General features: G+C 72.5%; 21 protein-coding genes and 2 pseudogenes. 9 read left to right on the top strand and 14 right to left on the bottom strand.

Annotated features, from left to right (window positions below):
• Positions 1–62: 62 nt before the first annotated feature.
• The gene (locus tag LWC33_RS20365) at positions 63–710 is read left to right on the top strand and encodes an amino acid ABC transporter permease (RefSeq protein WP_233306010.1); all 648 of its coding nucleotides are present in this window, start codon (positions 63–65) and stop codon (positions 708–710) included.
• A gap of 121 nt (positions 711–831) precedes the next feature.
• Positions 832–1,704: an amino acid ABC transporter permease gene (locus LWC33_RS20360; protein WP_233306009.1), complete on the top strand. Its 873-nt coding sequence runs from the start codon at positions 832–834 to the stop codon at positions 1,702–1,704.
• On the opposite strand, the gene LWC33_RS20355 is transcribed toward LWC33_RS20360, so the two are convergent.
• Both LWC33_RS20355 and LWC33_RS20350 read right to left on the bottom strand, forming a co-directional pair.
• Positions 1,701–3,725 (bottom strand): dipeptidyl-peptidase 5, encoded by a 2,025-nt coding sequence (locus LWC33_RS20355; protein ID WP_233306008.1) that lies wholly within the window; start codon positions 3,723–3,725, stop codon positions 1,701–1,703. The genes LWC33_RS20360 and LWC33_RS20355 overlap by 4 nt on opposite strands.
• 140 nt (positions 3,726–3,865) lie before the next feature.
• Positions 3,866–4,207, bottom strand: a complete 342-nt coding sequence (locus tag LWC33_RS20350) for a hypothetical protein (RefSeq protein ID WP_233306007.1) — start codon at positions 4,205–4,207, stop codon at positions 3,866–3,868.
• Positions 4,208–4,319: 112 nt separating this feature from the next.
• Between LWC33_RS20350 and LWC33_RS20345 the strand changes: the two genes are divergently transcribed.
• Positions 4,320–4,688 (top strand): hypothetical protein, encoded by a 369-nt coding sequence (locus LWC33_RS20345; protein ID WP_233306006.1) that lies wholly within the window; start codon positions 4,320–4,322, stop codon positions 4,686–4,688.
• Positions 4,689–4,704: 16 nt separating this feature from the next.
• Entirely contained in the window at positions 4,705–5,541 is an 837-nt protein-coding gene (locus LWC33_RS20340) for a chitosanase (protein WP_233306005.1), read from the top strand.
• Positions 5,542–5,572: 31 nt separating this feature from the next.
• On the opposite strand, the gene LWC33_RS20335 is transcribed toward LWC33_RS20340, so the two are convergent.
• The 6 genes from LWC33_RS20335 to LWC33_RS20310 form a co-directional block, all read right to left on the bottom strand.
• Positions 5,573–6,322 carry a succinate dehydrogenase/fumarate reductase iron-sulfur subunit gene (locus LWC33_RS20335; protein ID WP_233306004.1) on the bottom strand — a complete coding sequence of 250 codons (750 nt, stop codon included), beginning with the start codon at positions 6,320–6,322 and terminating at the stop codon, positions 5,573–5,575.
• Positions 6,323–6,353: 31 nt separating this feature from the next.
• Complete coding sequence (locus LWC33_RS20330; protein WP_233306003.1) at positions 6,354–8,297, bottom strand: fumarate reductase/succinate dehydrogenase flavoprotein subunit; 1,944 nt, start codon at positions 8,295–8,297, stop codon at positions 6,354–6,356.
• Positions 8,298–8,301: 4 nt separating this feature from the next.
• Positions 8,302–9,114 carry a succinate dehydrogenase subunit SdhC gene (sdhC, locus tag LWC33_RS20325; RefSeq protein ID WP_233306002.1) on the bottom strand — a complete coding sequence of 271 codons (813 nt, stop codon included), beginning with the start codon at positions 9,112–9,114 and terminating at the stop codon, positions 8,302–8,304.
• 222 nt (positions 9,115–9,336) lie between these two features.
• Positions 9,337–10,095 carry a succinate dehydrogenase/fumarate reductase iron-sulfur subunit gene (locus LWC33_RS20320; RefSeq protein ID WP_233306001.1) on the bottom strand — a complete coding sequence of 253 codons (759 nt, stop codon included), beginning with the start codon at positions 10,093–10,095 and terminating at the stop codon, positions 9,337–9,339.
• The gene (locus tag LWC33_RS20315; RefSeq protein WP_233306000.1) at positions 10,092–12,035 is read right to left on the bottom strand and encodes a fumarate reductase/succinate dehydrogenase flavoprotein subunit; all 1,944 of its coding nucleotides are present in this window, start codon (positions 12,033–12,035) and stop codon (positions 10,092–10,094) included. The genes LWC33_RS20320 and LWC33_RS20315 overlap by 4 nt, the downstream gene beginning before the upstream one ends.
• Before the next feature lies 1 nt (position 12,036).
• Complete coding sequence (locus tag LWC33_RS20310; RefSeq protein ID WP_233305999.1) at positions 12,037–12,783, bottom strand: succinate dehydrogenase cytochrome b subunit; 747 nt, start codon at positions 12,781–12,783, stop codon at positions 12,037–12,039.
• An 88-nt stretch (positions 12,784–12,871) separates the two neighbouring features.
• Between LWC33_RS20310 and LWC33_RS20305 the strand changes: the two genes are divergently transcribed.
• Complete coding sequence (locus LWC33_RS20305; protein ID WP_233305998.1) at positions 12,872–13,810, top strand: LysR family transcriptional regulator; 939 nt, start codon at positions 12,872–12,874, stop codon at positions 13,808–13,810.
• A 16-nt stretch (positions 13,811–13,826) separates the two neighbouring features.
• Here the strand turns inward: LWC33_RS20305 and LWC33_RS20300 are convergent, their stop codons facing one another.
• Positions 13,827–14,681: a MurR/RpiR family transcriptional regulator gene (locus LWC33_RS20300; protein WP_233305997.1), complete on the bottom strand. Its 855-nt coding sequence runs from the start codon at positions 14,679–14,681 to the stop codon at positions 13,827–13,829.
• Positions 14,682–14,853: 172 nt separating this feature from the next.
• On the opposite strand from LWC33_RS20300, the gene LWC33_RS20295 reads away from it, so the two are divergent.
• Positions 14,854–15,078: a hypothetical protein gene (locus tag LWC33_RS20295; protein ID WP_233305996.1), complete on the top strand. Its 225-nt coding sequence runs from the start codon at positions 14,854–14,856 to the stop codon at positions 15,076–15,078.
• A gap of 81 nt (positions 15,079–15,159) precedes the next feature.
• Positions 15,160–16,158, top strand: coding sequence for an ABC transporter substrate-binding protein (locus LWC33_RS20290; RefSeq protein WP_233305995.1), 999 nt, complete (start codon positions 15,160–15,162; stop codon positions 16,156–16,158).
• A gap of 286 nt (positions 16,159–16,444) precedes the next feature.
• Here LWC33_RS20290 and LWC33_RS36165 read toward each other — a convergent pair.
• The 4 genes and pseudogenes from LWC33_RS36165 to LWC33_RS20270 form a co-directional block, all read right to left on the bottom strand.
• A pseudogene (locus LWC33_RS36165) lies at positions 16,445–16,732 on the bottom strand (hypothetical protein); the annotation flags it as partial.
• Positions 16,733–16,877: 145 nt separating this feature from the next.
• Complete coding sequence (locus LWC33_RS36160) at positions 16,878–18,092, bottom strand: regulatory protein RecX (RefSeq protein ID WP_308190973.1); 1,215 nt, start codon at positions 18,090–18,092, stop codon at positions 16,878–16,880.
• 2 nt (positions 18,093–18,094) lie between these two features.
• A complete protein-coding gene (gene recA / locus LWC33_RS20275) occupies positions 18,095–19,144 on the bottom strand; it encodes a recombinase RecA (RefSeq protein WP_233305994.1) in 1,050 nt (349 codons plus the stop codon).
• A gap of 291 nt (positions 19,145–19,435) precedes the next feature.
• Entirely contained in the window at positions 19,436–19,645 is a 210-nt protein-coding gene (locus tag LWC33_RS20270) for a DUF3046 domain-containing protein (RefSeq protein ID WP_233305993.1), read from the bottom strand.
• A 334-nt stretch (positions 19,646–19,979) separates the two neighbouring features.
• Between LWC33_RS20270 and LWC33_RS36155 the strand changes: the two genes are divergently transcribed.
• Positions 19,980–21,290 carry a CoA transferase gene (locus LWC33_RS36155; RefSeq protein ID WP_233305992.1) on the top strand — a complete coding sequence of 437 codons (1,311 nt, stop codon included), beginning with the start codon at positions 19,980–19,982 and terminating at the stop codon, positions 21,288–21,290.
• 29 nt (positions 21,291–21,319) lie between these two features.
• On the opposite strand, the gene LWC33_RS20260 is transcribed toward LWC33_RS36155, so the two are convergent.
• A complete protein-coding gene (locus LWC33_RS20260) occupies positions 21,320–21,910 on the bottom strand; it encodes a TetR/AcrR family transcriptional regulator (RefSeq protein ID WP_233305991.1) in 591 nt (196 codons plus the stop codon).
• A 40-nt stretch (positions 21,911–21,950) separates the two neighbouring features.
• On the opposite strand from LWC33_RS20260, the pseudogene LWC33_RS20255 reads away from it, so the two are divergent.
• Positions 21,951–22,733, top strand: a pseudogene (locus tag LWC33_RS20255) (DMT family transporter); the annotation flags it as partial.
• Between the last annotated feature and the right edge of the window lie 41 nt (positions 22,734–22,774).

Here is a 22,774-nt window from a genome sequence, read left to right as displayed (position 1 = left end):
AGGACCCGCCCCGGCCGGCGTCTTTCGTCCGAGAGCTCCACCGGAAAGGGGTGGGCCCCGCCGTGAACGTCCTGCTGGACAACATCGACCTCTACGCCCGGGGCTTCCTCGGCACCATCGAGCTGTTCGTCGTGTCCGCGATCGGCTCGCTGATCCTCGGGGCGATCCTGGCGGCGATGCGCGTCAGCCCGGTGCCGATCCTGCGGGCCTTCGGCACCGTCTACATCAACATCCTGCGCAACACGCCGCTCACGCTGGTGATCTTCTTCTTCGCGTTCGCGTACCCGCGACTGGAGATCTACGACCTCTCCTACTTCACCCGCGCCTGCATCGGCCTGATCCTCTACACGGCCGCCTTCGTCTGCGAGGTCATCCGGTCCGGCGTCAACACGGTCCCGGTGGGGCAGGCCGAGGCCTCCCGTGCTCTGGGCTTCACCTTCACCCAGACGCTGTCGCAGATCGTGCTCCCGCAGGCCGTGCGCAACGTCGTGCCGCCGCTGGCCAACATCCAGATCGCGCTGCTCAAGAACACCACGATCGCCGCCGGCTTCTCGGTCACCGAGGCCGGCGGGATCTACCAGGCGCTGTCGGAGCGCGGCGCCAACGTCTTCGTCGGCCTGCTGTGGGTCGCCGTCGGCTTCCTCATCCTGGTCGTGCCGCTGACGCTGCTGCAGCGCAACCTGGACCGGCGCTGGAGCACCGCGCGATGAGCGCGCATCGACAGAGTGCGATGAGCGCGCATCGGCCCAGCGCGATGAGCGCGCATCGACCCAGCGCGACGAGCCGCCGCCCCCTCCCCGCCCCGTCCGCGTCGCACACCGGGAGCGCCTCGTGACCGCCGCCGTCCTCTACGACATCCCCGGCCCCCGGGCCCGGGCGCGCAACGTCCTGATCGGCGTCGTCGGCACCCTCGTCGTGCTGGGGATCATCGGGTTCGTGGTCTACCGCTTCGCGGTGACCGGGCAGTTCGACGCGCGGCTGTGGAGCTGGATCACCTACGTCAACATCCAGTACCTGCTGCTCGGCGCGCTGGGGAACACGCTGAAGGCGTTCGCGGCGGCCGCGGTGCTGTCGCTGGTGTTCGGGGCGGTCTTCGCCGCCGGCCGGATGTCCGACCACCGCTGGGTCAGCCGGGTCTCGACGACGATCGTCGAGTTCTTCCGCGCCGTCCCGCTGCTGGTGCTGATCTTCATCCTGTTCTTCGGCGTCTCCCGCGGCCTCGGCGTGAACATCTCGGCCTACTGGGCCGTGGTGCTCGGCCTGATGCTCTACAACGGCTCGGTGCTCGCCGAGGTGTTCCGGGCGGGCGTGCGCGCGCTGCCGCGCGGGCAGTCGGAGGCCGCCTACGCGCTGGGCCTGCGCAAGACGCAGGTCATGACGAACGTGCTGCTGCCCCAGGCGCTGCGCGCGATGCTGCCGACGATCCTCAGCCAGCTCGTCGTGGTGCTCAAGGACACCGCGCTCGGGTTCATCATCCTGTACCAGGAGCTGCTCTACCAGGCGCGCTTCCTCGGCAGCCAGGGCCAGCTCGGGGCCCCGATCCTGCAGGTCGCGATGGTGGTCGCGGTCATCTACATCGCGATGTGCCTGATCCTCTCGGGACTGTCCAAGCTGCTGGAGAAGCGGCTGCGGAAGAGCCCGCGGGCCGGAGCGGACGCGGCCCGCGAGGCCGAGCGCGAGGAGGAGTTCGCGGCGACCCTCTAGCGGCCGCCCGCCTGGTCGCCGCGGCGCAGGTTCTCCACCCGCACCGGCTCGATCCCCTCGGCCTCGGGCAGCGCGAAGCCGAACACCTGGGCGTAGAAGCTCAGCTCGGCGTCGAGGGCGCGGCGGATGTTCTCCGAGCGCCGGAAGCCGTGCTGCTCCCCCGGGAACAGCAGGTAGGCCACGGGCACGTGACGGGCGCGGAGGGCGTCGACGATCGCCTCGGACTGGTTCGGCGGGACGATCGCGTCCTCCGCGCCCTGCAGCACGATCAACGGGGTGCGGAACAGCTCGACGTGCCGGATCGGCGAGCGCTCGACGTACACCGCCCGGGCCGCGGGGTACGGCCCCACCAGCCCGTCGAGGTAGCGGCTCTCGAACTTGTGCGTGTCCGCCGCCAGCGCCTCCAGGTCGGCGACGCCGAAGTGGTCCGCCCCCGCGGAGAACGGGGTGTCCGCGCGGGCCAGCGCGGCGAGGGTGGTGTACCCGCCGGCCGAGCCGCCGCGGATCGCCAGCCGGTCACCGTCGACCCGCCCCGTCGTCGCGAGGTACCGCGCGGCGGCCAGGCAGTCCGCGACGTCGACGATCCCCCAAGCGCCCTTGAGCTGCTCCCGGTAGGCGCGGCCGAAGCCGGTGGAACCGCCGTAGTTGACGTCGACCACCCCGAACCCGCGGCTGGTCCAGTACTGCACGCCGACCGAGAGCACCGGCATCGCCGCGGCGGTCGGCCCACCGTGGATCACGACGAGCAGCGGCGGCAGGGCGCCCTCCGGTCCGACGGCGGCGGGATTGGCCGGCGGGTAGTAGAGCGCGTGCGCGGTCCGCTCGGCGCCCTCGACGTCGACCGACGGGAAGGAGATCGACTCCGGGACGGAGACGTACCCGTCGTCGACGCCGAGCTCGCGCGGCGCGCGCAGGGTCTCCAGGTCGCCGTCGACGCTCACGACGTGCACGCCGGGTTCCTCGGTGGGCGTCCCGGCGACGACGAGCACGCTGCCGACCCCGTACGGCACCACGGAGGAGACGGCCGAGAAGGGCAGGTCGAGCTCGGTGAACTCGCCGTCGGGCTCCCGGACGCCCAGCCCGTCGTAGCCCGTGCTCCAGCGCGCGAACACCACCCGGCCGCCCGGCAGCACGGCGTAGCGCGCGGAGCCGAGCTGCCAGCCGGGGACGCCGATCTCGGCGTCGAGCACCACGACCGGCTCGATGTCGTGCCCGGGCAGCCAGCGGTAGAGGTTCCACCAGCCGGTGCGGTCGGAGAGGAACCACAGCGACCCGTCGGCCTGCCAGCGCGGTTCGGAGACCGACTCCCCCGGCCCACCGGCGATGACCGCCTCGTCGCCGGTCTCGACGTTGCGCCCCATCAGGACCGTGTCGTCCCACGGCATGGACGGGTGGTCCCACTGGACCCACACCAGGCGCACGCCGTCGGGCGACAGACGCGGGCTGGTCACGAAGTCCGGCCCGCTGACCAGCACCTCGGGCTCCGACGGCCGGTCCGCGGCCAGCCGGACGATCTCGTTGCGGACCGCCGCGGCGCCGCCCTCCGGCGCGTGCCGCTCGCGGATCGCCAGGATCGCGGAGCCGTCCCACGTGAGGAACCCGTCCGCGTAGCGGTCGGCCCGTGGGAAGGCCGGTTCCGGCGTGAGCGGCTCCGGCGCGCCTCCGGGCGCGAGCCGGTAGAGCCGCTGGTCGACCCAGTTGGCGAACCAGACCACCCCGTCGCGCACCCACCAGGAGCCGCCGCCGTACTCGTGGACGCCGGTGCGCGCGTCGAAACCCTCGGGCAGCAGGTCGACGGTGCTCCCGTCGGGGGCGCGGCGGACCAGCTGGGTGCGGCCGCCCTCGGTGGGCCGGGCCTCGGCCCAGATCACCGCGTCGCCGTCCGTCCGCGCGCCGGACAACCGCACCGAGGCCTCGACGACGCGCTCGGACGTGATCGGGGTCGGCCACGAGCCGAAGGGCAGGACGGCGGGCGGGCCGTCGTGGCCCGGGGCGGGCGGGGCGGCGTGCGCGGAGGTCACGCCGGCCACGCTAGTGCCCGGCACCGACCGTTCGCGATCACCCGCGGCGAACCGCGTCCCGGTGTCGCGGTGCCGGGCGTTGCGGTGGTGCGGTGTCGGAGTGTCGCGGTGTCGCCGCGGTGCGGTGTCGCCGCGCCCGGTCACGGTCCCGGGGCACGGCGCGGCGTCCCCAGCGCCGTGCGCAACAGCCCGACGGCCCGCCCCAGCTCCCCCGGCCGCAGCACCGGCAGGATCCCGACGGCCCCGGACAGGCCCGTCCACCAGCGCACCTGCCCGTCGATGCGCAGCACCCCGACGGCCGGGGTGCGGCAGCCCGCGACCGCCGCGGGCAGGTTCGGGTAGATCTCCGCCAGCCGCGGCTCGGTGCAGGGCCGCACCCTGACCTTCACGGTCACGCACTCCGGCAGCTCGCGCGCGATGCGGGAGCAGTGCGGGCAGGCCACGTCGTAGACCACCACGAGCTCCCGCACAACACGCGTCACCCCCGAAGGATCTCCTCCCCCGCCCCCCGGCGCGGGATCGGGGTCGACCCGGATCCGACGGGTGGGCGGGCCGCGTAGCGTGGTCACCACCGCGCGGACAGGAGGCACCGACATGAGCCGGCCCGACGACCCACTCCCCGCCGACCCCGCCGACGCTGCCGCGCAGGCGGCCGACGAGCCGATCGACGCCGAGATCGTGGAGCCGGAGACCGTGGCGGGCTCTGCGGCGGGGACCGCGCCCGTCGTCCCGGTCGCCCCGCCCGCGCCCGGCAGCCCGCCCGCCTCGGGCTACACCGACGAGGGCGTACCCACGCTCGACTACGTCCGGGACAAGATCGAAGGCCGCGCCGCGACCGCCGCCGGGTGGCAGGAGCTCACCGGCGACACCGAGGCCGGCCGGACGGCTGACGAGCAGCTCGCCGAGCGGGACCGGAAGGCCAGGGACAGGCTCGAGGAGATCCGTCGCTCGATGGGTCCGTAGAACGGGGGACGCGATCGTGCGGCTGTCACGGCTCTTCGGGCGCGGCGACGACCACCCGGCCGCCGCGGACGCGATCGTCCGCGAGAAGGCCTTCCGGCTGACGTCCACCGCGGAGAACTCGACCGTCGCCTGGTGGGAACAGTACGACTACGTCGAGGACATCCGGGACGGCCGCGGCTACACCGGCGGCCTCGTCGGCTTCACCAGCGCGACGTCGGACATGCTCGAGCTCGTCGAGCGCTACGCCCGTGCGCGGCCCAGCGGCAACCCGCTCGCGCCGTACCTGCCCGGCCTGCGCGCCTGCGCGGAGTTCGGGGAGACCGTCGACCGGGCCGACTACGGCCGCGACGGCGCCGGCGCGTCGGCCGCCGCCGACCGGCACCTCGGGCCGGCCTTCCGGACCGCATGGGCGCAGGCAGCGCGCACCGACCCGGTGTTCCGCCGGTGCCAACGGGAGCTCCGCGACGAGGTCTACTGGCGTCCCGCCCACGAGGCCGCGGTCGCCGACGGGCTCGGCCCGCTCGGCCGGGCGCTCTACTACGACACGGCCGTGAACCACGGACCGGGCGAGGCGGGATCCGGCGACGGCTCGTTCACCGACATCCGGTCCCGCACGCCCGGCACCCCGCCGTCCGGCGGGGGCGCGGAGACGGCCTGGCTGGCCGGCTTCCTCGCCCGCCGGTCGGCGGTGCTGACCGAGTGGGGCGACAACCCGCCCGACGGCCGGGTCGCCCTGTTCGGCCGGCTCCTCGACTCCGGGAACCCGGAGCTGACCACCCCGTTCTCCTGGTCGGTCTACGGCGACGAGTTCACGATGCCGACCGACCCGGAGCCGCGTGACGACCTGCCGTGAGCCGGCGGAGAACCGCCGGCCCACGAGGCGGTCAACGGCGGAACAGCTTGTTGCCCAGCCAGACCACCGGGTCGTACTTCCGGTCCACCACCCGCTCCTTCAGCGGGATGATCGCGTTGTCGGTGATCTTGATGTGCTCCGGGCAGACCTCGGTGCAGCACTTGGTGATGTTGCAGTAGCCGAGGCCGTGGTCCTCCTGCGCGAGGTCCCGGCGGTCCGCGGCGTCGAGCGGGTGCATGTCCAGCTCGGCGATCCGCATGAGGAAGCGCGGGCCGGAGAAGGCGGCCTTGTTCTCCTCGTGGTCGCGCACCGCGTGGCAGGTGTTCTGGCACAGGTAGCACTCGATGCACTTGCGGAACTCCTGGCTCCGCTCCACGTCGACCTGCTGCATCCGGTACTCGCCGGGCGCCACGCCCGCCGGCGGGGCGAACGCGGGCACCTCGCGGGCCTTGACGTAGTTGTACTCGACGTCCGTGACCAGGTCGCGGATCACCGGGAACGTGCGCAGCGGGGTCACCGTGACGACCTCGTCGTCGGCGAAGGTCGACATGCGGGTCATGCACATCAGCCGCGGCCGGCCGTTGATCTCCGCCGAGCACGAGCCGCACTTGCCCGCCTTGCAGTTCCACCGCACGGCGAGATCGCCGGCCTCGGTCTGCTGCAGCCGGTGGATGATGTCGAGGACGACCTCGCCGTCGTTGACCTCCACCGGGTAGTCGACGAGCTGGCCGCCCTCGGCGTCGCCGCGCCACACGCGGAAGTGATGGTCGTGCTTCGCCATCAGGCCCTCTCCCCCGCACTCTGCTCGATGCTCACTTCGCAGGCTCCGTCCGGTGACCGCCGAGCTCCTCGCCGGTGTAGTACTTCTTCAGTTCGTCGAGCTCGAAGAGGTCGAAGAGCTCCGGCCGCATGGGTATCTGCTCCTTGCGGGTCAGCTCCACGTCGTCCTCGCCGAGGCCGCGGCAGACCAGCAGGACGTGCCGCCAGTCGGAGTCCATCACCGGGAAGTCGTCCCGGGTGTGGCCACCGCGGCTCTCCTGCCGCTCGAGCGCCGCCTTCCCCACGCACAGCGAGACCAGCAGCATGTTCCGCAGGTCCAGGGCGAGGTGCCAGCCCGGGTTGAACTCCCGGTGGCCCTCCACGCTGACGGTGCGGGTGCGGGTCGCGATGTCCTCGAGCTTCTTGAGCGCCATCTCCATCTCGTCGGCCTTGCGGATGATCCCGACGAGCTCGTGCATGGTCCTCTGCAGCTCCAGCTGCACGACGAACGGGTTCTCGCCGCCGTCGGTGGCGCTGGAGAAGGGCAGCAGGGCCCGCTCGATCGCCGCCTCGACGTCGCCGGACGCGACCTGCGGAAGCCCGCCGAGGGCGTCGACGTACTCGGCCGCGAACAGCCCGCACCGCCGCCCGAAGACGAGCAGGTCGGACAGCGAGTTGCCGCCCAGCCGGTTCGACCCGTGCATGCCGCCCGAGCACTCCCCGGCCGCGAACAGGCCCGGCACCGAGCTCATCCCGGTGTCCGGGTCGACCTCGATCCCGCCCATCACGTAGTGGCAGGTCGGGCCGACCTCCATCGGCTCCTTGGTGATGTCGACGTCGGCCAGCTCCTTGAACTGGTGGTGCATCGACGGCAGCCGCTTGAGGATCTCCTCGGGCTTGAGCCGGGAGGCGATGTCCAGGAACACCCCGCCGTGCGGGCTGCCCCGCCCGGCCTTGACCTCGGAGTTGATCGCGCGGGCGACCTCGTCGCGCGGGAGCAGCTCCGGCGGGCGGCGGTTGTTGTCCGGGTCGGTGTACCAGCGGTCCGCCTCCTCCTCGCTGGTGGCGTACTGCTCCTTGAACACGTCCGGGACGTACTCGAACATGAACCGCTCGCCCTCGGAGTTCCGGAGCACGCCGCCGTCGCCGCGGACCGACTCGGTGACGAGGATGCCCTTCACCGACGGCGGCCAGACCATGCCCGTCGGGTGGAACTGCAGGAACTCCATGTTGATCAGCGTCGCGCCGGCGCGCAGGGCCAGCGCGTGGCCGTCGCCGGTGTACTCCCAGGAGTTCGACGTGACCTGGTAGCTCTTGCCGACCCCGCCGGTCGCCATGACGATCGCGGGCGCGTCGAACCGCACGAAGCGCCCGTCGTTGCGGAAGTAGCCGAAGCAGCCCGCGATCCGACGCTCCTCCGCCGGGGCACCCGGACCCGGGCTCGTGGTGAACAGCTCGGTGATCGTGCACTCGTGGAAGACGCGCAGGTTCGCCTGGTAGTCGCCGGTGACCTCGTGGTCGTCCTGCTGCAGGGACACGATCTTCTGCTGCAGCGTGCGGATCAGCTCCAGGCCGGTGCGGTCGCCGACGTGCGCCAGCCGCGGGTAGGTGTGCCCGCCGAAGTTGCGCTGGCTGATCTTGCCGTCCTTGGTGCGGTCGAACAGCGCGCCGTAGGTCTCCAGCTCCCAGACGCGGTCCGGCGCCTCCTTGGCGTGCAGCTCGGCCATCCGCCAGTTGTTGAGGAACTTCCCGCCGCGCATGGTGTCGCGGTAGTGGACCTGCCAGTTGTCGTTCGGGTTCGCGTTGCCCATCGCGGCCGCGCACCCGCCCTCGGCCATCACGGTGTGCGCCTTGCCGAACAGCGACTTCGAGATGATCGCGACCCGCTTGCCCTGGAGTCTCGCCTCGATCGCCGCCCGCAGGCCCGCACCCCCGGCGCCGATCACGACGACGTCGTAGGAGTGGTGCTCGATGCTCCGGTCGTCCCTGTCCGCCATCACGTCACCCCACGATCCGCAGGTCGGGAATCCAGCCCGCGGAGACGCACATGATGTAGGCGTCCGTGATCGCGAGGCTGGCCAGCGTGGTCCACGCCAGTTGCATGTGCTTACCGTTGAGCCTGGTCACGAAGGTCCAGGCCTTGTACCGCATCGGGTGCCGCGAGAAGTGGTTGAGCCGGCCGCCGACGATGCTGCGGCACGAGTGGCACGACACCGTGTAGGCCCAGAGCAGCACCACGTTCGCGACCAGGATGATGTTGCCCAGGCCCAGCCCGAAGCTGCCGTCGGCCTTGACGAACGCCCGGATCGCGTCGTACGTGTTGATGATCGAGATGATCGCCGCGATGTAGAAGAAGTACCGGTGCAGGTTCTGCAGGATCAGCGGGAAGCGGGTCTCGCCGGTGTACTTGCCGTGCGGCTCGGCCACGGCACAGGCCGGCGGGCTGCCCCAGAAGGCCCGGTAGTAGGCCTTGCGGTAGTAGTAGCAGGTCAGCCGGAACAGCAGCAGGAACGGCAGCGAGATCAGCGCGAACGGCAGCCAGGGCACGTCCGGCACGAACCGGCCGAAGTGGGCGGCCTGCTCCACGCACCCGTAGGACACGCAGGGTGAGTAGAACGGCGTCAGGTAGTTGTACTCCGGCACGAAGTACCAGGCCTGCATGAAGGCCCGGACGGTGGCGTAGACGACCCACGCCCCGAGCCCCACCAGATTGAGCAACGGTGGGAGCCACCAGCGGTCCGTGCGGAGCGTCCGTGCCGCGATCCGGGCCCGGCCCGCGGCCCGCTGATCGGCGATGTCGGTGGTGGATGACACGTCGTTCTCGTCCCCGTCTTCTCCGGCGTCTTTGCCTGTAGTGCGGATCACAGGGAGCCTACGACGTGGATCACACGAGGGGTGTGTCAGGTGGGGAACAAATGGGTAGGCGAGACGGACGTCACAGTGCGTGTCCGACTCGTCACGCAGCACGACGAGCCCGACCCCACCAGGGGAACCGGGCTCGTCGTGTGGAGTTGTCCGACCGCGTCGGGGCGGGGGTCAGGCCTTCTTGCGCCGCCCGCCGACCGTCGCCTTCAGGTAGTCGTGGTTGAGCTGGGAGATCACGTCGAGCGGGATCTCCTTCGGGCAGGCGGTGGCGCACGCACCGGTGTTCGTGCAGCCGCCGAACCCGGCGTCGTCGTGCGTCTCGACCATGTTGACCACGCGCTCCCAGCGCTCCGGCTGGCCCTGCGGCATCTCGCCGAGGTGGGTCAGCTTGGCGCCGAGGAACAGCGAGGCCGAGCCGTTCGGGCAGGCCGCCACGCACGCGCCGCAGCCGATGCAGTTCGCCGCGGCGAACGAGCGGTCGGCGTTGGCCTTCGGCACCGGGGTGGAGTGCGCCTCGGGGGCCGAGCCGGTGTTGGCGGAGATGTAGCCGCCGGCCTGGATGATCTTGTCGAACGCACCCCGGTCGACGACCAGGTCCTTGATCACCGGGAACGCACCGGCGCGGAAGGGCTCGACGGTGATCGTGGCGCCGTCGTTGAACTTCCGCATGTGCAGCTGGCAGACCGTGGTCGCCTTCTCCGGCCCGTGCGGGTGGCCGTCGACGACCATGCTGCACGTGCCGCAGATGCCCTCGCGGCAGTCGTGGTCGAACGCGACGGGCTCCTCGCCCGAGAGGATCAGCTTCTCGTTCAGCACGTCGAGGAGCTCGAGGAACGACATGTCCTCGCTCGCGTCCTCGACGACGTACTCGACCATGCGGCCCTTGTCGACGGCGTCGTGCTGCCGCCAGACACGCAGGTTGACCTTCACTTGTAGCTCCGCTGGGTCGGGTGGACGTACTCGAACAGGAGCTCTTCCTTGTGCAGCACCGGGGCCGAGCCGCGCCCCGTGTACTCCCACGCGGCGGCGTACGAGAAGTTCTCGTCGTCGCGCTGGGCCTCGCCGTCCTCGGTCTGGCTCTCGCCGCGGAAGTGACCGCCGCAGGACTCCTTGCGGTGCAGGGCGTCCAGGCACATCAGCTCGCCGAGCTCGAGGAAGTCGGCCACGCGGCCGGCCTTCTCCAGGCTCTGGTTGAGCTCCGCCCCGGTACCGGGGATCTTCACGTTGTTCCAGAACTCGCGGCGCAGCTCCGGGATCAGCTCGAGCGCCTTGCGCAGGCCGTCCTCGGTGCGCTCCATGCCGCAGTAGTCCCACATGATGTGGCCCAGCTCGCGGTGGAACGAGTCGACGGTGCGCGAGCCGTTGATCGACAGCAGCGACTCGATCCGGTCCGTGACCGCCTTCTCGGCCTCGACGACCTCGGGGGCGTCGGGCGCGACCTCCGGCAGCTTGTTCGACGCCAGGTAGTCGCCGATCGTGACCGGGAGGACGAAGTAGCCGTCGGACAGGCCCTGCATCAGCGCGGACGCGCCGAGCCGGTTGGCGCCGTGGTCGGAGAAGTTCGCCTCGCCCGCCACGTACAGGCCCGGGATGGTGCTCTGCAGGTCGTAGTCGACCCACAGCCCGCCCATCGTGTAGTGCACGGCCGGGAAGATGCGCATCGGGACCTCGTAGGGGTTCTCCCCCGTGATCCGCTCGTACATCTCGAAGAGGTTGCCGTACTTGGCCTCGACGGCCTTGCGGCCGAGCCGCTGGATGGCGTCGTCGAAGTCCAGGTAGACCCCGAGACCCGACGGACCGACGCCGCGCTTCTCGTCGCAGACCTCCTTGGCCGCACGCGATGCGACGTCGCGCGGGACCAGGTTGCCGAAGCTCGGGTACTTGCGCTCGAGGAAGTAGTCGCGCTCCTCGTGCGGGATCTCCCGCGGGTCACGCGAGTCGCCGATCTGCTTCGGCACCCACACCCGGCCGTCGTTGCGCAGCGACTCCGACATCAGGGTCAGCTTCGACTGGTGGTCGCCGGAGACCGGGATGCAGGTCGGGTGGATCTGGGTGAAGCACGGGTTGGCGAACAGCGCGCCCTTGCGGTGCGCGCGCCAGGAGGCGGTGACGTTGCAGCCCTTGGCGTTCGTCGACAGGTAGAAGACGTTGCCGTAGCCGCCGGTCGCCAGCACGACGGCGTCGGCCAGGTGCGACTCGATCTCGCCGGTGATCATGTCCCGGACCACGACGCCGCGCGCCCGGCCCTCGACCACGATCAGCTCGAGCATCTCGTGGCGCGGGTACATGGTGACCGTGCCGGCGTTCACCTGGCGCTCGAGCGCCTGGTAGGCGCCTAGCAGGAGCTGCTGGCCCGTCTGGCCGCGGGCGTAGAAGGTGCGGGAGACCTGGACGCCGCCGAACGAGCGGGTGTCGAGCAGGCCGCCGTACTCGCGGGCGAAGGGCACGCCCTGCGCCACGCACTGGTCGATGATCTGACGGCTGATCTCGGCGAGCCGGTGGACGTTCGACTCCCGCGAGCGGTAGTCGCCGCCCTTCACGGTGTCGTAGAAGAGCCGGTAGACGCTGTCGCCGTCGTTGCGGTAGTTCTTCGCCGCGTTGATGCCGCCCTGCGCGGCGATCGAGTGCGCCCGCCGCGGGCTGTCCTGGTAGCAGAACGAGGTGACGTGGTAGCCGGCCTCGCCGAGGGTCGCCGCCGCGGCGCCGCCGGCCAGGCCGGTGCCCACGACGATGATCTTGACCTTGCGCTTGTTCGCGGGGTTGACCAGCTTGACGCTGAACTTGCGCCGCTCCCAGCGGGTCTCGATCGGACCGTCGGGGGCGGCCTTGTCGAAGACGGGAGTGCCCTCGCTGTAGTCGGAGTAGCTCATATCAGATCCATCCGAAGGTGACGGAGACCGGGACGATCAGGAAGCCCAGGATCAGCAGGCCCGAGAAGACCGTGGCGATCGCCTTCAGGACCGGCTCACGACGGTTGCTGTTCCAGCCGAAGGTCTGGACGGCGCTCCACAGCCCGTGGCGGAGGTGCAGGAAGATCGCGATCAGCGCCGCGATGTACCAGATCGTCACGTACCAGCGGCTCGGGGCGAAGTCCGCGTGCACGTTCTGCCAGACGGCGAGGTGCTCGCCGTTCGGGTTCAGCGTGCCGACCGTCAGGTCCAGGATGTGGTAGACGATGAACAGCAGCACGATCACGCCGCCCCAGCGCATGGTGCGGGTCGTGTAGTTGCCCTTCACCTTGTTGCCGGCCGCGTACTTCACCGGCCGCGCCTTGCGGGCCCGCAGCGCCAGCAGGGTGGCCGCCCAGATGTGGCCGATCACCGCCAGCATCAGGACGATGCGGATCACCCACACGAAGCCCTCCCAGCCGAGCACGGGCTGCAGGAGGGTGCGGAGCCAGACCGCGTAGTCGTTGATCGCCGTCTGCCCCCAGAAGATCTGGAGGTTGCCGATCATGTGCGCGATCAGGTACAGCACCAGGAACACGGAGCTGACCGCGATCACGAACTTGAGCAGGACGGCGGGGATGCGCGGCCTCCTGGGCCGTGCGGGCGCCGCCGCCGAACTTGCCGGGGCTCCGCCGCTGGCCTTCTTGGCTGCCGAGCCCCTGTCAGACACCTGTGTCGCCACGCGGCAAGTGCACTACTCAGGGGTCGGGCCGTCCAATGCATGAGATCGGCATGATCTATGCACGTACGCTATACCCGTGACACTTCAGCAGCTTGCGTACTTCGTGGCGGTCGCCGACGTGCGCAGCTTCACTCGGGCGGCCGATGTCGTGGGTGTAGCACAGCCCACACTTTCCCGGCAGCTCAAAGCCCTCGAGGACGATCTCGGGGCGCCGCTGGTCAACCGGGGGAAGGTCGTCACGCTCACGCCCGCGGGTGAGGCGGTGCTGCCGCTGGCCCGCCGGATGCTCGCGGACATGGACCTGGCACGCACCTCGGTCGCCGAGCTCGTCGGGTTGCGGACGGGCCGGGTGCGGGTCGGGGCCACGCCGTCGATGTGCATCGGCCTGCTCGCCGACGTCCTGCGGCTGTTCCACGAGCGGCACCCGGAGATCCACCTGGAGCTCGCCGAGAACGGCTCGCAGTCGCTGGTGCGCGACCTGGCGCGGGGCGCGCTGGACGTGGCGCTCGTGATCGTGCCGCCCTCCGGTGTCGATCCCGCGCTGCACACCCTGCCCCTCCTGCGCGAACGGCTGTCCGTCGCCTCGCCCCGGTCCGGGCAGCCGCCGTCCTCCCGCGGGTCGATGACGGTGGCCGAGCTGTCCCGACGCTCGCTGGTCATGGTGCGGCAGGGCTACGACCTGCGCGAGGTCACGCTGGACGCCTACCGCGCCGCCGGCGTCACGCCGCGGTTCGCCGTCGAGGGCGGGGAGATGGACGCCGTGCTCCGGCTCGTCGAGGCCGGCACCGGCGTCGCCGTGGTGCCGGACCTGGTGTTCGCCGGCCGCCCCCGGCTGCGTCGCACGGTGCTCACCCCGCCGCTGTACCGCACGGTCGCCCTCGCCCGGCGCACCGACATCGCCCCGACCCACGCCGCCCAGGCCTTCATCGACACCCTGCTGACCTACATCGGCTCGGTCGCCGCGACGGGCGGACTCTCCGCGGACGTCCAGGTGCTGCACCGGCCGGAGGAGTGAGCGGGCCGGCGGCCCGTCACCGGCCCCGGCGCGGTGCGTCCCGGCCCAGGTCGGTGCGCAGCCGGGTCAGGGTCTCGTCGGCGGCGAGCACCGCGCGCTCGTGGCGGGCGGCGACCGCGAGACACAACGCGTCGGTGAGGACGCCGGCGGTCAGTCCCTCGCCCGTCACGTCGCCGAGGCCGTGCACGGCGGCGAGCACGACGTCCGCCCGGTTCCCGAACGCCGCGCCCAGCGCGTCCGTGACCAGCACGGACCGGGCCCCGACGGCCCGGACGTGGTCGAGCACCACCCCCGCGTCGTGCGTGCGGCGGGCCGGGAGGTAGAGCACCACCACCCCGTCCGGACCGAGGCCCACCAGGTCGTCGGCAAGCCGGAAGCCGATCGCCCCCGTGGCCCGCGCCCGCCGCCCGATCCGGGTCAGCCGCAGCGCGAGCGCCCGCGCGACCAGCTCGGACGGCCCGATCCCGTAGCCCACCACCTCGCCCGCTCCGGCGAGCAGCGCCACCGCCGCCTCGAACGCCGCCCCGTCGACCGCCGCGGCCGTACGCGCCAGGCGGTCCGCGGCCTCGGCGAAGACGCGCCCGAGGAGCCCCGTCGGGGAGTCCGCCGCCACCCGCCGGACCTGGGCCGCCGGGCCCGACGCGTCGACGACCCGGTCGGTGAGGCTCTGCCGCAGTTCCGGGAGGCCTGCGAAGCCGAGCGCCCGGGCGGTCCGCACGACAGTCGCGTCGCTCGTGCCGGCGCCCTCCGCGATCTGCCCGGCGCTCGCCAGGATCGCCTGGCCCGGATGGGCCAGCACGTAGTCGACGACGCGCTGCTCCGCCCCGGTCAGCCGCACCGCCCGCGCCCGGGCCTCGAGCGAGTCCGGCATCGCACCGCCTTCTGTCGTACTCACTACAGCGTAGGGCACGCTCACTGTAGTGTTCACGACATGACGACGGCGGGGACCGACGCGCGCGGGCCCGGCCCGTTCTTCGCCGCGCAGGTCGACCGGCGCTTCTCCTACCGCCTCTCTGCACCGGCCACGCGCGGGCCGCTGCCCCTTGTCGTGGTCGTTCGACCCGGGCTCGCCGTGGTGGCTCGGCATCGCGAACGTCGAACAGCGGTTCGGCCGCTCGGTCGACCTGGCGACGCTGCGGACGGTGCCGGTGCAGACGGTCGTCGGCGACCGTGACCTCGCCACTACCGAGATCGCCGAGCCGGGGGTCGACACCGGTGGCGCCACCCGGCTGGAGGCCGGTGGCGCCACCCGGCGGGGGGCCGGCTGACGGCCCCCGGCTTCCCGATCTCCCACGCCCTCCCGGCTGACACCACCACCCACCACCTCCCCCGCACCACGGAGAGGTCCCATGTCCCGCTACGCCCTGCGCCGCGCGCTGCTGCCGGCGCTCCTTCTCGGGCTCGTCGCCGCGTGCGCCGCGCCCGCGCCGACGAGCTCCGGCAACACCGACGTCGCCACCGGCGGCGCCCGGTTCTCCACCGCCGACGCCGCCACCGCGGCCCTCGGTGCCGACGTCGGCCCCGGCGTGTTCCCCCGCACGGTCACCCACGCCCGCGGGACCACCCGGATCGACGCCCGGCCGACCCGGGTCGTCGTCCTGGACACCGGCGAGCTCGACGACGTCCTCGCCCTCGGCGTGACCCCGGTCGGACTGGCCGGCCCCGACGGGAAGGTCCCGTCGTACCTCGAGCCGAAGGTCGGCGGCGCCGCCCGGCTCGGCACGCTCGACCCGCTGAACCTGGAGGCGGTCGCGGCGCTGAAGCCGGACCTGATCCTCGGCAGCCAACTGCGCGTGGACCAGCTCTACGACCGGCTCACCACCATCGCGCCCACCGTGCTCAGCATCCGGCCCGGCTTCCCGTGGAAGGAGAACCTGCGCCTCGCGGCGGCCGCGCTCGGCGAGGAGCAGAGGGCGGTCGACCTGCTGAACGCCTATCAGGGCCGCGCCGACGAGGTGCGGGCCGCGCTGGCCGGCGACCCGCCGACGATCTCGCTGGTCCGCTTCATGCCCGGCCGGCTCCGGCTCTACGGGAACCTGTCGTTCATCGGGGTGATCCTGCACGACGTCGGCCTCCCGCGGCCGTCGGTGCAGGACATCGAAGAGCTCGCCACCGAGATCTCGGAGGAGCGGATCGACCAGGCCGCGGGCGACCGGATCTTCTACTCCAGCTACGGCGACCCCGAGACGACCGGCGAGCACGCCGTGGTCAACGGCGACCTGTGGTCCCGCATCCCCGCGGTGCAGACCGGCCGTGCCCAGGAGGTCGACGACAGCGTCTGGTTCCTCGGGCTCGGCCCCACCGGGGCGAACCTCGTGCTCGACGACCTGACCCGGCTCCTCGGCTGAGGGCGGCCGGGACCGACGGCGCCCGGGCGGGACGTGCTGCTGTGCTCGGGTGGCTGTGCTCGGGTGGCTGTGCTCGGGCGGGCTGTGCTCGGGCCGGCTGTGCTCGGGCCGGCTGTGCTCGGGCCGGCTGTGCTCCGGGTTCGCAGCGAGGTGAACGGTCGCCCGCACTCCTCGAGGTGGGCCTCGACAGCAGCGTGGTCGCGTGCGGCGGGAAGAACGAGTCCGGGTGTGCGGCCTGGTGGCTGGTGTAGAGGACCCGACCGGCGCCGGCACGGTATGCGGCGTCGATGGCGGCCTTGTGCTGGGCCACGGCCCCCTCACCCAGCTCGTCGACCGACACGACGAGCACCTGGGAGGCCCCCTCGAACGCGGCCTCGAGCGTGACGGCTTCGGCGAAGTCGCCCCGGCGCACCCGCACACGGCGCGCGGCCAGGCTCCGCGCCCGGTCGGGATCGCGGACGCTGACACCGATCCGGTCGGCCGGGACCCGCTCGAGGAGTCGGGCACGACCGCCGTCGCCCTGCGCGCCGCCGCTCCGGAGCTGCCCATGTTCAGCGCGGGCGAGCGGGCGCACCTGACCGAGTGGCTGGACCGTGTGACGTCGACGTGATCGTCGCGACGCGTCGGAGGTGGGTCCTGACGAGGTGGGCCCTGCCGAGGTGGTCCCTGTCGAGGTGCTGGGCCCTGACGAGGCGTGGGCCCGGCCGAGCGTCCGGGAATCAGTCGAGGTCGGCGGGGCCGAGCTCGTCCTCCTCCGCGCCGTGCTCGGCGAGGGCGGTGCGGACGACCCGGTAGGCGATCGGTGGCGGGTAGCCCTTGCGGGCGAGCATGCCGAGCAGCCGGCGGCCGGCCCTCTGGCGGTCCTCAGGGCCGGAGACGGTCATCGTGCGGAGGCGGCGATCGACGAGGTCGCGGGCGCGTTGTTCCTCGGCGGCGTCGTCGACCTCGGTGAGCGCGGTGTCGGCGATCTCCTTGGCGACGCCCTTGCGGCGCAGCTCCTGCGCGATCGCCCGCCGGCCCAGGCCCCGCGCGCGGTGCCGCGAGCGGACCCAGGCGTCGGCGAAGGCCTGGTCGTCGATGAGACCGACCTCGTCGAAGCGCTCGAGAACCTTGTCGGCGATCTCGTCGGCAATGCCCCTCTGCCGGAGCTTCGTGGCGAGCTCGTGCTTCGAGCGGGCGCGGTCGGTCAGCAGGCGCAGGCAGATCTCCTTGGCCTCCGCCTCCTGTTCCTCCGGGGACCGCGTGTCGGAACCCTCGGGTACCTCGGCGACTCCGGTGCCGTCGCCGCCGGCCCCGCGAGAACCGCCGCGGCGGCCTCTCCGGGCTCCCCCCGTGGACTCGCCCTCACCGCCCGGGAAGCGGCCGGTGCGCCGCCGCGGCTCGGGGTCGGCCGACCGCTCGGAGGTGCGGGTTCCTCCACGGCCGGCACCGCCGCCCGAGCGCCGTGCCCGGCGGATCCGGAGGTCCTCGAGGGAGAGGACCGTGGACTGTTCCGCCGGGGCGTCGAGCTGTCCCAGATCCGCGGCCTCGCGGGCAGCGGACACGCCGGGCTCGAGGGCGTCGAGGTCGACGAGCCCGACCCGCCGCTCCCGATCGGGGTCGGCTCCGGCGGCGGCCCGCTCCGCGGCGGGCCGCACATCGTGTGCGCGCCTCCGGGACGGATCACGCGGCTCGCCGGCGTCCGCCTCGTCGGGCTCCTCCTTCGCGAGCGCCTCGGTGGCGACGTCCGCGAGCCGGTTCCCGTCGGTCGCGAAGTCCGCGAGCCGGTTCCCGGAGGCCGGGCTCCGGTTCTCCGCCGGATCGAGGTCGTCGAAGGAGACGACCGGGAGGGTCTCCCGCGGGGCCGGTTCGAGCTCGTCGGACGACATCCGGTGGCGGGCCGGCCGCGCGGGACGCAGGGGCGGGCCGCCCCCGTCCTCGCCGGAGGTCGCCACGGTCAGAAGTCGACGGGCGCGGGCAGCGGCTCGACCTGCTCGGTGTCGGCATCGAGCACCGCGCCGATCCCGAGCTTCTCCTTGATCCGCTTCTCGATCTCCGCGGCGATGTCGGGGTTCTCCTTGAGGAACTTGCGGGCGTTCTCCTTGCCCTGCCCCATCTGGTCGCCCTCGTACGTGTACCAGGCGCCGGACTTGCGGATGATCCCCTGCTCGACGCCCACGTCGATCAGCGAGCCCTCGCGGCTGATGCCGACGCCGTACAGCACGTCGAACTCCGCCTGCTTGAACGGCGGGGCCACCTTGTTCTTCACGACCTTGACCCGGGTCCGGCTGCCGACCATGTCGGTGCCGTCCTTCAGGGTCTCGATACGCCGGATGTCCAGCCGGACGGAGGCGTAGAACTTGAGCGCCTTGCCACCGGTCGTGGTCTCGGGGGACCCGAACATCACGCCGATCTTCTCGCGCAGCTGGTTGATGAAGATCGCGGTGGTACCGGACGTGCTCAGCGCACCGGTGATCTTGCGCAGCGCCTGGCTCATGAGGCGGGCCTGCAGACCGACGTGGCTGTCGCCCATCTCGCCCTCGATCTCGGCGCGCGGCACGAGCGCGGCCACCGAGTCGATCACGATGACGTCCAGCGCCCCGGAGCGGATCAGCATGTCCGCGATCTCCAGCGCCTGTTCGCCGGTGTCGGGCTGCGAGACCAGCAGATCGTCCGTGTTCACGCCGAGCGCCTTGGCGTACTCCGGGTCGAGCGCGTGCTCCGCGTCGATGAACGCGGCGGTACCTCCCGCGGCCTGTGCGTTGGCCACCGCGTGCAGTGCGACGGTGGTCTTACCGCTGGACTCCGGGCCGTAGATCTCCACGACGCGGCCGCGCGGGAGACCACCGACGCCGAGCGCGACGTCGAGCGCGATCGACCCGGTGGGGATCACGCCGATCGGCGGACGCGTGTCGTCCCCCAGGCGCATCACCGAACCCTTGCCGTGGTTCTTCTCGATCTGGGCGAGGGCGAGCTGGAGCGCCTTCTCGCGGTCGGGAGTGCTCATCTGACTACCTCGCTCGGTGCGGGACGGGCCTGTGTTCGCTGTGTTCGCTGTGTTCGACGACTTCCGGGGAGCCACGGGGAGAACCGTATTGGGTCCCCCCGACAGTTCCGGTACTCGCGCCCCTGCTGTGGACAACCGGGGCCGGGTGTGGAAGCCACGGTATACGAACACGTGTTCGAGGCCGAGTCCGACACGCCGATCGGCTACCCTGCCGCGCCGAGCGGTGCGCCCGCCGCGCACCGCACCGCCGCAGCTTCGCTGTGACCTCCGCCCCGCAGGCCGGGGGAGATCTCAGTCGTCCCGGCCCAGCCTGCGGTCCTCCGGCACGTCGTAGGCCTCGCAGATCACCCGCCAGACCCGCTTCGGGTCGATCCCCGCCTCGATGGCCTGCTCCGCGCTGCGCCCGCCGAGCTCGGCGAACACGTGGTCGCGCGCCAGCGAGCCCGCCCGCATCTCGCCGAACTCGTCGTGCATCAGGGTCCGGAACTGGCTCAGTCGCACCCGGCCGAGGGTAGCCAGGCCCCCGGGCCTGCGGCGCACCACGCGCCCGGCGTCGGCCGTCGGAAGGGCGTGGAGCACTGGGCCCGGGCGACCGTGGGTCCCCTGCGCCCCCACCCGTGGATCCTGCGGACCCCGCCGATGCTGGGCCCGCCCGGCACACCGCACCGGCTGACCTGGCTGGAGTACGGTCTGCGCGCGCTGCGCCCCATGCCGCTCGCGAGTCGGAGAAGCTCTACGTCATGCTGCTCAACGCCCACGCCTTCGGCGACCCGACCTTCCACCGAAACCTCGACGGCGTCGTGCGGCTGGTCGAGGCCCGGGCAGGAGGGACGTCGTGATCGGACGGATCTGGGCCGAGCTCGGCGGCGCCCCGGGCGAGCTCGCCCGGCTGACGACGACCGGCCCCGAGCGCACCCTGAGCAGCCGGTTCCCGGTCACGGAGTTCGGCACCGCGACGATCGGGGCGGCGCTGCTCGCGGCCACGGCGGACGACACGGCGGCAGCTAGGTCGGGCGGGGGCCGGCCCGTCGCGATCGACACCCGGCAGGCCGCCGTCGTCCTGCGCAGCGAGCGGTACCTGCGGCGGGACGGCGCGAGCCCGGGCAACCCGTTCGACCCCCTGTCGGCCTTCCACCCGACGGCCGACGGCTGGCTGCGGCTGCACGCGAACTACCCCTGGCACGCCGCCGCGGCCCGGAACGTCCTGGACCTGGGTCCGGACGCGGGCCTCGAGGAGGTGCAGGCCGCGATCGCCGTCTGGGGCAAGGTCGCGCTGGAGTCCGCACTGCACGAGGCCGGCGGGGTCGCGGCGGCCACGCGCACCGAGGACGAATGGGCCGCCACCGAGGCCGGGCGCGCCGCGCGGGCACTGCCCCTCGTGGAGCGGCGGGTGCTGGGCGAGGCACCGCCGCGGCCGGTCCGCCGGGCCCGGGTGCTCGACCTGACACGCGTGATCGCGGGCCCGGTCGCCACCCGCTTCCTCGCCGCGCACGGCGCGGACGTGCTGCGCCTGGATCCGCCGCACCGCCCGGAGATCGCCGCGCAGGCCTGGGACACGCTGCCGGGCAAGCGGTCGGCGATCGCCGAACTGCCGGCGGAGGACCTGCTGGCGGGGGCCGACGTCGTCGTGACGGGGTACCGGCCGGGGGCCCTCGACCGCTTCGGGCTGGCCCCCGAGGAGCTGGCGGCACGGCATCCCGGGCTCGTGGTCGTCACGTTGTCGGCGTGGGGGCACACCGGCCCGTGGGCGGGACGGCGAGGGTTCGACAGCCTCGTCCAGTCCGCGTGCGGCATCGGCGTCACCGAGGGCGGTCCCGGCATCCCAGGAGCGTTGCCCGCCCAGATCCTGGACCACGCGACGGGCTACCTCGGCGCGGCCGGGGCCCTGCTCGCGCTCGACGCCCAGCGCCGCGACGGCGGCACCCACCACGTCCGGCTCGCGCTGGCCGGCACGGCCTCCTTCCTGCAAGCGCTGCCCCGCAGCGAACCGGGCGCGGCGAACGTGGAGGAGGTCGACGCGACTCCATACCTGGAGGCACTGGGCCCGTTCACGCTCGCCTCGCCCCCGGGCACGGTCGACGGTGCGCCCCTGCACTGGCCCTCCCCCGCGGACTACGGCGGCGCGCGGCCCGCGTGGCTACCCTGACCGGTATGTCCGATCCCACCGGCCTGTCGTCACCGCTCGGCCAGGCTGTGGTCGTGCTGATGCTGCTGGCCTCGCTCACCCTGCTCATCCGCTGGTGGGTACAGAACCGCAAGCGCTGACGCCTTGGCCCGGGCGGGCGCGTCCGGGTCGCCGCCGGCCGTTGCAAGCACCGTCGCCCCCTCGTAGAGGAGGTGCAACGCGACCCCGGTGCTCTCCGGGTGGCCTTGCTCGCGCGCCCGGTCCACCAGGAACGCCCGCATCCACTCCTTCTCCGCCCGGATCACCGGCTCGGCCGGGTGCCCGGTCCCGCCGATCTCGGCGTAGGCGTTGACGAAGGCACAGCCGCGGTCCTGCTCGCGCAGCCACAGGGCCAGGACGTCGAACAGGTCCTCGACCGGCCGGCCGTGCAGGTGCTCGTGGAGGAACTCCCGCCAGATCCCGGTGCGCCGTTCGAGGTACAGGGCGACCAGGGCGTCCTTCGACCCGAAGCGGTCGTAGAGCGTCTTCTTCGTGGTGCCGGCGGTCTCGGCGATCAGGTCCACGCCCACCGCCCGGATCCCGTGCCGGTAGAACAGCGTGCTGGCCGCCGCGATCAGCTTCTCGCCCGCAGGGGTGCTCATACACTGCGAGTATACCGACCGGTATGGTTACTTCGGAACCATGAGACGAGACGCGGTCGCGGGAGCGGCGTTCGTGCTGTTCTGGAGCTCGGGGTTCGTCGGGGCCGAGCTGGGGACCGGCTACACAGGCGCGGACACGTTGCTCGCATGGCGGTACCTGATCGCCGCCGCGGTGTTGTGGCTGATCGTGGCGCTGCGCCGGCAACCCGTCCCGCGCGGCGCCTCCGCGCGCCAGGTCCTGCTCGGGACCCTCTCCCAGGTGCTCTACCTCGGCGGTGTGGTGACGGGCGTCGGGCTCGGGGTGCCGGCGGGCACCGCGGCGCTGGTGGCCGCGCTGCAGCCGCTGGTCGTCGCGACGGCCGCGGGCCGGTTCCTCGGCGAGCACACGACCACTCGTCACCGGGTCGGGCTCACCGCCGGGCTGGCCGGGGTCTCCCTCGTGGTGGCGGGCGGCCTCGGCCCGGGCACCGCCCCGGCCTGGGCGTTCCTCCTGCCGCTCGGCGGGATGCTGGCGCTGTCGGCCGGGACCGTGCTGGAGCGCCGGATGCGACCGCCCGAGTCGCCGCTCACCGCGATGGCCCTGCAGTCGACCACGGGCGCGGTCCTGTTCACCGCGGTCGCCGCCCTCGCCGGGGACCTGCGCCCGCCCACCGAGCCGGGGTTCTGGGGTGCGGTGGCCTGGGTGGTCGTCCTGTCGTCCTTCGGCGGGTACGGCACCTACCTGGTCGTCCTGCGCCGCAGCGGCGCCACCCGGGTGTCCGCGCTGCTCTACCTGACGCCGCCCACGACCATGCTCTGGACCTTCCTGATGTTCGGCGAGGTCCCGGCGCTGCTCGCCGTGCCGGGCATCGCGGTGTGCGCCGT

Source organism: Pseudonocardia terrae (genome assembly GCF_021343995.1).
GTDB classification, from domain to species: Bacteria; Actinomycetota; Actinomycetes; order Mycobacteriales; family Pseudonocardiaceae; genus Pseudonocardia; species Pseudonocardia terrae.
The sequence above is the reverse complement of the archived record's forward strand: the minus strand, read 5'-3'. Positions and strand labels throughout refer to the sequence as shown.

Coding starts and splice junctions, on each gene's coding strand:
- recA (WP_233305994.1), bottom strand. CDS start 19,144: ATGAGCACTCCCGACCGCGAGAAGGCGCTCCAGCTCGCCCTCGCCCAG.
- LWC33_RS20300 (WP_233305997.1), bottom strand. CDS start 14,681: ATGCCGGACTCGCTCGAGGCCCGGGCGCGGGCGGTGCGGCTGACCGGG.
- LWC33_RS20330 (WP_233306003.1), bottom strand. CDS start 8,297: ATGGCGGACAGGGACGACCGGAGCATCGAGCACCACTCCTACGACGTC.
- LWC33_RS20345 (WP_233306006.1), top strand. CDS start 4,320: ATGAGCCGGCCCGACGACCCACTCCCCGCCGACCCCGCCGACGCTGCC.
- LWC33_RS20335 (WP_233306004.1), bottom strand. CDS start 6,322: ATGGCGAAGCACGACCATCACTTCCGCGTGTGGCGCGGCGACGCCGAG.
- LWC33_RS20290 (WP_233305995.1), top strand. CDS start 15,160: ATGTCCCGCTACGCCCTGCGCCGCGCGCTGCTGCCGGCGCTCCTTCTC.
- LWC33_RS20315 (WP_233306000.1), bottom strand. CDS start 12,035: ATGAGCTACTCCGACTACAGCGAGGGCACTCCCGTCTTCGACAAGGCC.
- LWC33_RS20260 (WP_233305991.1), bottom strand. CDS start 21,910: ATGAGCACCCCTGCGGGCGAGAAGCTGATCGCGGCGGCCAGCACGCTG.